Below are 8,852 nucleotides of genomic sequence, written 5' to 3' on the forward strand. Positions count from 1 at the left end.
ATGGCCCTATAGCTCAGTTGGTTAGAGCGCACGACTCATAATCGTTAGGTCCCTGGTTCGAGTCCAGGTGGGGCCACCATTTTTTCTTACCTTACATTTCTTATACTCTTTTTTAGCGTACTACTGAAATCAATATTCAAAAGCCTATTTGATTACAAACTATAAAAATATTGGCCCCATAACTCCTTAGCCCTAAATTTTAAAGTTGCACAGCTTTAATCCAAAGCAGGTACAAACACAACTTTCAATCCACATCATATAAGACACTGAAACCTAGTAACTAGAGCTTCAGATAACTCGAACCCCTACCCACTTGAACTCCATTCATCTAACGTTAGCTAAACTCTAAGCATTTATATCCACATCACGTACCAATACAGATAGCGGTTGCAGTAATTAGATAGTTGCCAAAACCAGAAAAATCAAAAAGTTGCATGAAGTTACATTTACCTTATATTGAGACTGAATAAAAAACAAACACAACTGTAAAGGAAAAATATATGGTTACATTCAACACTCGACTGCTTGCGATTGCATTGGCTTGTAGTTCAACTTCTGTTTTGGCTACTCAGGTATTTTATGATCAGGATGGTGCGGGAGATCATTCCCAGTACCAGGGCGCACCTGTTGATTTTATCTCAGCTCGTGCAGGCACAACTGAGTACTTTAATGCGCTCACGGGCGGCTTAGCGGCGGATGAGTGCCATCAATTTGAAGTGGTTAATACACAAACCGGCGATTTGATTGCTCCTCTCACATTCAACGCGCCCTTTATTTCTGGCCCACTGCCTGCGGAGCATAAGCTGACAGAAAAGTCGGTTAAACTCAGCTGCACCTTACCCTCAGGTGAAGAGGCGATTGTTTATCACAAGATACCCAAGGCTCCCGTTGTTGTATGGCACAGTGAAATCACAGTGGCTGATTGGCAAACGCCGAGCAATGGCCCAGGATATTTTGCAGATGTTCAATATACTGGCTTGATTAATATTAATAACAACTCGCACCAAGGCCTGTGCCGTAAAACCAACTATGTCAGTGGTAACCCAGAATTTTTCAATGAAAGACATCAAGGTGGATTTTATAGCGATGTCTTGAATGTTGCGGGCGAGGCTAAATACAGTGGTTTTTATAAAGTGCTGGTGACAGAATTAATTTGTAAAAACTCGGGCGGTACGACTCGTCTTGTCGAAACTTGGCATATAAATCAAAACTCGCAATCTCGTGAGCTTTCTTCCGAGCTATTTTAAACGCAAAAATCGTGCAGCCTAGCTGCACTTACTTTACTGAAGCTTAGCTCACACAAATTCCGTATTTGGGCAAAATATCATCAATGATACAGAGGCGATGCTTTTTGGCTGCATCGTGAAAATACTTCCAGTTAGAAGTTAAGAATTCACTGCGAAATGAATAGCTATCGTCGTCACCTTTAGCACGGGTTGTACCCAGCGCTTGGTGTTTCCACGACCCCTCACCTTTTGCAATGTAAGTTAGGGTATAACTTCCAAGTCCAAATCGGTTCGCTTCAATGGCATCAAGCCACAGTTGATGACGTTCTTCACCATCATCCATATCAAATTCAGCAAAGCACTGCGCTATTTTTTGCTTTAATGACTCACTCAAGCCACTGATAGTCTCGCCTCGATAGTCTTGATAGACTTTGCAAAGCTCATCGGCCGCGACCAGAAAATCGCTTGGATTATTTCGCACTACTTTTTCGCCCAATCCGTTGAAGTAACTCCACTGCTGATGAGGCTGATCAGGGTGAGAAAGCGCTTGTCCGTGTCCTAAACTTGGAATATCATCTTGAAAAACATCAGAAAAGTATTCGCTTATTCGCTCTCGCCAAGTCTCTTCTGGTTCACCATTTAAGTCCGTTATTTCAGCCACTTCATTGACTTTATGCTGTATGCCAGCAAATCCCTGATGGCCCCAAGTATCAATAAATACATGAGAGGTAATACCAAGGCGGTGTAGTCCATAAGGCCTATGCTTATCAGCAATACACTCAGCGATCATATCTTTTGCTACATGGGAATGTGGCTTGCAAACTAGCTTTTGAATAAAGGTGCCAGACGGATTTTGCCCAGCAGGTAAACCCCCATTACCCGGTAGGAAATGAAAAGGTACCCACACTTTCATGTTCTTTAAGCTGTCTAGGTTTTTATAATCGAGCATTTTATGGGCGGTTGCGATGCGCTCATAAGCAGCACCGTTATCAAACTTGATGTGACCATAGTTTGTTGCATCATCTACGTATTGTGCCGCGTGAGCAATAATTTCAGCCTCTTGCTCGGTGAACCCTGCCGCGCGTGCGACCACCCACGTCATGCCATGATGTAAATCAATTTGCATTTTTCGCTGTCCTTCTCTTTTCCTTTACCGCCACAGTGTAGTCCGTGACACTAAAAATGTAACTATTCCTTACTTTGATTTAATCGCATTGGGCGTTTGTGGCTCTTGGCTTTGTGGATCCGTAGCATTTGGGTTACCCGAGGCAGGTAGAGTCGGTGCGCCTCCCTCTGTATTTAAAATCAGCGGTAGGCCATCTTTACCACTACCTATTACCACCACTTTCGCGTTATTAGATTTCGCCAATTCTATGGTTGCTTCTATGCCGCGCCATCTTAAGTAGGTTTCAGAGATCCCGCCACTCACCGTTTCTTGAAAATCGGCTATCCCCTGAGCCTCCACTTTCTTTCGCTCAGCCTCTTTTTCAGCAACATCTAAACGCATTTTATATTCTTGGTATAAGTGCATTTGATTCACCTTCGCAACAATCGCACTATGCACGCCTTCAGGAATATCAACCTGACGAATAAGCATATCGTCTAAATTCACCAAATTATGCCCTTGCATTTCGCTTTTTTCTTGTTTGAGTATCGACTTTTCTTGTAGCTGAACTTCTCTCAACACAGTGCTTAACAGCTGATCTTGGATCTTTAAGCGCTGATGAGCATAGACCTCTTCAGCGGTATAATCAGAAACGATCATGCGAACCGCTGATGCAACTTCAGGGAGCACAATTTCATCAAGATAGTCAGTCCCGACTAACTTATGTAAGTAAGGAATATGCTCCACAACGGGACGGTACCTCACTGTTATTTCCATTTTGATCCTAAGCCCCTCGGAAGTAATGGCGTGGATCTCTGTGGTCGCGGTTTGGAATCGACTCGAATAAATCGTCAATGTATCCCAAGGATAAACCAGCACCGTCCCCTCATAAAATGGATGCTCTACGAACGTACCACCGCCAAGGCGCTTCCACAGTACCCCAACTTGTCCCGAATCAACCTTGATAAAAATGACTTTGACCAATGCAACGGCGATAAATAATAAAATAAGCAACGTCACACCAGCACGAAAACGCCAAGACAAAATACGCTTATGCCACTTGGGCTTGTAACGCTTTAACACCCGCATGAGCAAATTAGATAGGATCAGTGCCAGTATTAAGCCGCCGGCGACGAGTAAGGCAAAATCCCCTGAAATATTAATGTTCATGATGGTACTCCGTTACTTTCACTGTCGTGGTGTGCTAACAACTGACCTTCCTCCATTTTTAAGTGCACATCGGCCAAATGGAAATAGGCATCGTCATGAGTGATGGCAATAATGGTATTACCACGCGCTTTTAAACGAGGTAGCACTTGTTCATAGAATTTTCGCCTAAAGATAGGATCTTGATCTGCCGCCCACTCATCAAAGATGTAAATGGGACGATTTTCTAAAATGGTACTCAAAAGCGCTAAGCGCTTGCGCTGGCCTGATGATAAATCTATGGTGCTAAACGCCCCATTTTGAATAGCCACTTTGGCACGCATCTCTAAAAAGTCCAACCATTCGTCGATTTCTTCAGTACTCAAATCACGAATTCCATAGAGCTGCTGGAACAAATGAAAATCTGCAAAAACGGCTGTAAATAGGCTTCGATAAGCAAGGCGATTGTCTTCCGTAACCGCTTTGCCATTGAGCAAGATTTGTCCGCTTTGCAATTCATAAAGGCCAGTCAACATCCGGATAAATGTTGTTTTACCGCTACCATTACCACCGGTAATAAAAGTGGTTTTTCCTTGTTCAAAGGTGATATCCACCGGCCCCACAGCAAACGGACGATCGCTCGATTTTTTCTGATGTTGATAAAACGCCCCCGCTAAGGTGATGGCATTGAATGAGGTTAAGCTTTCAGCTGGTTCATGTCGTTTAACCTCTTGCTCATCTTGAATATTTTTTAAATCGCGCTCCAATGCTAAGACGTTTTGCGCCGCCTCTGTTGCGGTGGTGAAAACGGGGATCCCACCAACAATACTGGTAATAGGGCCGATTAAAAATAGCGATGCGGTGGTAACTTTAATGACCACATCGGTATACACGTCAGAGAGCATAGGGACGATAAACACCATCGCGCCTGTCGCTGCGAAAAAGGTGATTTGCGACAGAATAAAGTCGGTTGCAAACAAGGTTTGGGTTTTGGTTTTTGCACGCCTTGCACGATTCGAATCACGGCGGTACTCATGTTCTAAATCTTCCGCTCTTGGCTCACTGAGCTTTACTTCTTTAAAGCCATCGAGCAAATCAGATAAGCGTTGAATAAGCTGATTTTCGCTTTCAAAAGAAATGCGCATGTTGCGCTGGATTTCATTGGCGCGTAAACGGTGAATACTGGCGCCGACCAAAATCAGTGTCGAGATAACCATAAACGCCACAAAAGAGTGCCAGGCAATATAGAGAGATGTGAAAAACACCAAACTGATGGATTGACCAATGATCACAAACAGCTGCGCCGACTGAGATATGGTCTGTAGCTCTTTGCTGATGGTATTAAAGATCCGCTCTTTGCCGATTTTCTCTAGCGTTGACAGCTCGGTATGACGAATGCTTTCAAACAGATCGACTCTCAATTTGTCTATAGCACGCTCCACCATTTGCGCGGCTTTAGTCATCAGTCTTTGCTGAGTGAAACCATATATTGCAATCGTCAGTGTAAATAGCACCAAGTAGTAAAGAATATGATTTTCTTTATTAATATCAGAGATATTGGCTGCTACGTTGTTGATAAGCGCAAGCACCAACGCATTGGCCAAACCAGAAATGCACCCCAGTGCAATAAAGGTCCTTTTCTTTATCTGAATATGTCGGCGAATTAATTCGTACAATACCATTGTTATTATCTTTTATTGTTATTGGGCTACTGCCCGCGCATGCTACTTAGCATAGTCCCTAAAAATCAAAACTGCCTGTTGGATTTAAATAAATACTGCATTAAAACATTAAGTTATATTTATAAATCGTTCAGTTTTACCAGCAAGCTCTCATTCCTCGTCATTCACCTCTGTGGGCTTGCGCTTTTGCCCAACGAGTAAAATGATCAAGCCAACAATAGGCGTAAACATTAACGAAATTAAAAAGAAGCCCACGGGCCCTGCAAAGGTGTTTCGTCCCCAATAACCAGTTAAAATGCATAACACTAAATATAAAGCGATAAGCATAATTTTCTCCAAGTTGTTGATAAATTCGGTGCGAAGAATAAACCAGCAGTTGCCTGCCGGTTTATGTCAGCCAGTATCGGTTATACTGTGGCTTTTTCCGCTGTAGCTGTTGCGTCCGCATTCCCTTTATTTGCACGATACTTAGCTGCGATGTCTGCGATATCCCCTTTCATACTTGCTAGATTCAGGTCTATCAGCGTGCCGCCATTTTCAAAGTGTCGAACAAAAGTTGCGCCTACTGCGTGTGTTGATGCCGCAGACACAACTGGCATAAATGCGATTGCGCTTAACGTGCCAAGGACAGGAACCGCCTTCAAAAAGCTGCTTAGTCCCGCGCCCCCTAAGGTTTGTGGAAAAGAGCCGCCGATCAACGCGCTTACTGTGCCACGCAGCTTGTTGTCTCCATATGATTGACCATAGACCTTTGCTACTTCGCCTATCATCTTCATTTGGATCCCTGTCAACGCCACTAAATCAACCGCAGGAACGGGAATAAACCCAGAGCCAAACGACCATTTTGTGTATTTGTCGACAATCAGCTGAGCAACGGCTGCTCTGTCTTCATCAGCAACAAGTTGTGATTCCTGTTGTTCTGGAGCATCGCTCGCCTTGTCATCCTTCGCTGTTTTTGTCACTGCCATAATTCATCCTCTATGATTTATTTAAACAGTTGTCGAACTCATCAAGCACCATGTTGGCACTTGCCCTAGTACCCAAAATCAAACAAGTTGCACTTATTCAACTCTGAGCTTTACCGCCTTCATCCATGATGAAGAAGTAAACCTAAGAACAACCAAGGATTTGCACAGTGTCACAAATACAACTGAGCGAAACGTTGCCACCTACTGCAGGCGTTCTATTAATTTGTTTAACCGAGCGCGAAAGCTCGATATTTTCCCCTACCGCGTTATGCCTGATTCAAATCTTGCTGGCATTGCTCGGTACGGTGTTTATCACTATAGAAGATAATGTTGCGGATCTCCTTGGCGATACAATCTGACTCAATCCCCTCTTTTACATAGTTGCTAAACACCATGATGCTTTGATCTCGTTCCAGTAAACGAGTAAAGCTGGTCACCCATGAATAGGGGTAACTACCAGAGTACTGTAAGAATTTTTCATACATTCTGAGATTTGCATCGGCTGGGTTTTCGGGGCAATTTGCCACTTTGCCGTACTGGTTTGGGTCAACATAAGTGACAAACCAGCCATAGCCATAGTATTCACACTCGTCGCTGCTACCAGTGTTAGAGTAGGGAGCAAAGGCTGCTAGCTTCTGGGTATCGTTTAAGATTTGAGTGCCATACAAGCCTTGATCCCACTTATGCATGTCCTCCACTGTGGAATATAAATCTCCAGCGGAATACAGTACCAAAGGGTTGCTATATGGATTCACTAAAATGTCTTCGTAAGGTGCAGGTCCACCTGTAGCTGGTGGACGACCATTGGCAAGGGGTAAGTATTGGTTTTGATTATAGATATAGCCTGTGGTCATATTTGAATAGACACCAATCGCACTGTAAGAGCCGCTGTCCGTCATGCTAAGCGGGTTTAGAATTTGCTCTTGAACGATATTGGCAAACCAATACTCACGACCGATATTGCCTTGTTTGCCAGCCGCTAATTGCTCAATGATATTACCGATAAGATAGTAGTTACAGTTGCTATATTCATACTTGCTACCCGGGGTAAATGACGGTGAGCCACTTTGCCCCGCTTCGGCACCACAAGTGCAAAAGCGATTACTAAAATCTTCCGGACCGTTAAGATCTAGACTCGAGTTATATAAATAAGGCCGCCAACCGTAGTTATCGTATACGGCTTCGTTGTCGCTGTAGTTATTGATCCCTGATGACATGGTAAGCAAATGATGCAGCGAAACATCCGCACATTGGTTATCTGGGTACCAAGGCAAGTGATCACCAATGGTTTCCTGCCGTAAGTCCTTACCATCTAGCATCTTCATTAAAATAGCAGCCGAAAACGCTTTGGTATTGGAACCAATACGATACTTAGACTTAACGCTGTTATCAACATCATATTGCATGTTCTGTGGTCCGCAGTTGGACTGGTACACCACCTTATCAACCGAGGTGATATAAACCGTGCCAAAGAATAGGTTGGCATCGCAATATTCCTTCACCACCGCCGCTATCATCTCTAATTGATTAGGCATAATGGTGTGATTATCTGCGACGCTCTTTTTCTGCAAACAAGAAGCCAGTGCTAAGGTGATGCAAAATAGCATCATCATTCTTAGCCGTAGTTGTATTAGCCATTTCATTTTTTCATTCCTTACATTGCCAACCACGTAACCACTAACAAATGTTGTTGCCCGACTTTCATCGGAATGAGTACCAACTAGTTATGCTGACGCGATATTTGCCATGCCAACTAGTACTTTACGAGTGCCTGTGTAGGCCTCTCTACCATGAGTAAACAGCATATTATCCAGCAGCAAAATATCGTTTCTTTGCCATGGGTAAGCAAAACTGAGGTCTTGATAAACCTGATTGATGAGCTTGATGTCTTGGTCACTTATTTCGCTACCATCACCAAAAAAGGCGTTACGAGGTAAAAATTCGCTGCCGATACTGTCACGCATTTGTGCACTGAGTTGATTATCTAGACTCGAGCAGTGGAACAAGTGAGCTTGATTAAACCATACCTTTTCACCACTTTTTGGATGACGCATGACCGCCGGACGCCATTGCTTGGTTTGTAGCCTTTTATCATCAAGCCAAGTAAATTCGATTTCATTTTGTCGGCAATATTGCTCAACCTCGGCTTTACTCTCGGTCTGAAAAACCTCTTGCCAAGGTAGGTCAATATCACCGTAGTTACGCACGTACTGCACACCTAAACGCTCAAACTTGTCTCTTAATTCACCGGGAATACGACGATATACTTCACGACTGTCGGCAAGTGGTGTGCACCCTCCTGTAGTTGCTGGGATCACACAAAAAAAGCCCATTCGCATCGGCCAAACATTGGAGTAAGCATTTTCGTTATGCTGCAGGATCACTTGATCGGCATGATATTCCGTGGTGGTGTAAATATTGTTGTTCAGTGCCGTTCGTGGTGAAGAGCGATAAACATACTGGCTTAAACGCTCACCAAACAAGGTCTCAAGTATGGCGCTAAACTGATTCGTGCTCACAATATTTAAGCCACGCAGCAATGCAAAACCATCTCGCTCAACCCAGTTATTCACCTCTTGAACGTGGTTTTTCACCCATGCCATGCCGCTTTGTTTAACCTCAGATAAGTCATGTATCCGAGCGTCTGCTGCAATCGTTGTCGGATCCAATTCCAAAGAAAGTGCGTGATCCATTGTTTTCCCATCCTTAAAAGTAAGTACTTTTG

At 43.7% G+C, this 8,852-nt stretch carries 8 protein-coding genes and 1 tRNA gene; 2 read left to right on the forward strand and 7 right to left on the reverse strand.

Annotated features, from left to right (window positions below):
* Positions 1-2 precede the first annotated feature (2 nt).
* Positions 3-79 (forward strand) — tRNA-Ile (locus CWC03_RS07585).
* A 421-nt stretch (positions 80-500) separates the two neighbouring features.
* On the forward strand, positions 501-1,247 hold the full coding sequence (locus CWC03_RS07590) for a hypothetical protein (protein WP_138581245.1): 747 nt from the start codon (positions 501-503) through the stop codon (positions 1,245-1,247).
* A gap of 43 nt (positions 1,248-1,290) precedes the next feature.
* On the opposite strand, the gene CWC03_RS07595 is transcribed toward CWC03_RS07590, so the two are convergent.
* The 7 genes from CWC03_RS07595 to CWC03_RS07620 form a co-directional block, all read right to left on the reverse strand.
* Positions 1,291-2,352 carry a DUF6765 family protein gene (locus CWC03_RS07595; RefSeq protein WP_138581246.1) on the reverse strand — a complete coding sequence of 354 codons (1,062 nt, stop codon included), beginning with the start codon at positions 2,350-2,352 and terminating at the stop codon, positions 1,291-1,293.
* 69 nt (positions 2,353-2,421) lie between these two features.
* Positions 2,422-3,501, reverse strand: a complete 1,080-nt coding sequence (locus CWC03_RS07600) for a prohibitin family protein (RefSeq protein WP_138581247.1) — start codon at positions 3,499-3,501, stop codon at positions 2,422-2,424.
* On the reverse strand, positions 3,498-5,159 hold the full coding sequence (locus CWC03_RS07605; RefSeq protein ID WP_138581248.1) for a cyclic peptide export ABC transporter: 1,662 nt from the start codon (positions 5,157-5,159) through the stop codon (positions 3,498-3,500). Before CWC03_RS07605 ends, CWC03_RS07600 begins: the two co-directional genes overlap by 4 nt.
* 150 nt (positions 5,160-5,309) lie before the next feature.
* Entirely contained in the window at positions 5,310-5,486 is a 177-nt protein-coding gene (locus CWC03_RS23425; protein WP_017217212.1) for a hypothetical protein, read from the reverse strand.
* A gap of 80 nt (positions 5,487-5,566) precedes the next feature.
* Positions 5,567-6,127, reverse strand: coding sequence for a YcjF family protein (locus CWC03_RS07610; RefSeq protein ID WP_010607109.1), 561 nt, complete (start codon positions 6,125-6,127; stop codon positions 5,567-5,569).
* 266 nt (positions 6,128-6,393) lie between these two features.
* Positions 6,394-7,770: a serine hydrolase domain-containing protein gene (locus CWC03_RS07615; RefSeq protein WP_102057604.1), complete on the reverse strand. Its 1,377-nt coding sequence runs from the start codon at positions 7,768-7,770 to the stop codon at positions 6,394-6,396.
* Positions 7,771-7,851: 81 nt separating this feature from the next.
* Positions 7,852-8,820 (reverse strand): TauD/TfdA family dioxygenase, encoded by a 969-nt coding sequence (locus CWC03_RS07620; protein WP_138581249.1) that lies wholly within the window; start codon positions 8,818-8,820, stop codon positions 7,852-7,854.
* Positions 8,821-8,852 lie beyond the last annotated feature (32 nt).

Origin of the sequence: Pseudoalteromonas sp. S2755, assembly GCF_005886535.1 — a bacterium.
GTDB lineage: Bacteria > Pseudomonadota > Gammaproteobacteria > Enterobacterales > Alteromonadaceae > Pseudoalteromonas.